This window comes from Oleiphilus sp. HI0043 (genome assembly GCF_001634935.1).
On record NZ_LWEY01000472.1, the window covers coordinates 1 to 804 of the forward strand.

Below are 804 nucleotides of genomic sequence, written 5' to 3' on the forward strand. Positions count from 1 at the left end.
GTTGCGACTGCCTGCAAGCTACTTCTTCAAAATTCAATCATACTCTGGAACTACTTATACTTATCCGACCTTGTTGCTAACACTTCTGACCGTGAAGACAGAAAAGATCTTATAGAATCAATAAGCCAAGGATCTGTGATAACTTGGAAGCACGTTAATTTACGAGGTGAATACGATTTCAGACGGAAAGCTTCGAATGATGCTAGATTCGACATGGATAAAATCAGATCCATCCAGCTATAGAAAGATGAATACATTTTCTATATATAACGGCATGTTACGAATCTAAATGTAAAATCTGCTCCCTATATTGTTGGGGAGCCTATTTTAGTGGTGTGTCGTTCTCGGTCAAGTTCACTATAGTCGAGGCGTTTAGTGGCAATGTTGGTAAAATTTCCCTCCCCTTTCGCTACGGAGGGAATCAACTTACTCACCAGTAGCCTCGCTACAGTTGCATTGCCATCGGGGAAATATCTGGCTTCATAAGCTTTGCCTGTACTCATCGTCAGGAAGTCGGCTACTTCACCCAACCAGCCCATCGCTCTGAGCCCTGGCGCGCCAAGCATGATGGCGTGAAGAATACTGTCCTTCCAGCCAGAGTACCCGAACATGCCACGACTAAAAACATCTAGCATACGAATTGTTCTGCCCGAAAACCCGACTCTGTCGCGAAGAAAACTATTGTAACTGGTGGTTTTTGAGTACTTATATTTCTCGAAGAAGGACAGTTCATCAAGGTAGTCGTGCTCGCCGGATACGAATTCGATCAGTTTTTCTTTTTCAGATTTATTATAAGGCAATCGT

Annotated in this window: 2 protein-coding genes; one reads left to right on the plus strand and one right to left on the minus strand. The window is 43.2% G+C overall.

All coding sequences use genetic code 11. The features are described from left to right. Positions 1 to 243 (plus strand): Tn3 family transposase (locus tag A3729_RS05990; RefSeq protein ID WP_156497722.1); only part of this gene is annotated, 243 nt, incomplete at its 5' end. A 62-nt stretch (positions 244 to 305) separates the two neighbouring features. On the opposite strand, the gene A3729_RS32405 is transcribed toward A3729_RS05990, so the two are convergent. After that, the coding region (locus A3729_RS32405; protein ID WP_197475612.1) for a hypothetical protein at positions 306 to 804 on the minus strand (499 nt) is incomplete at its 5' end.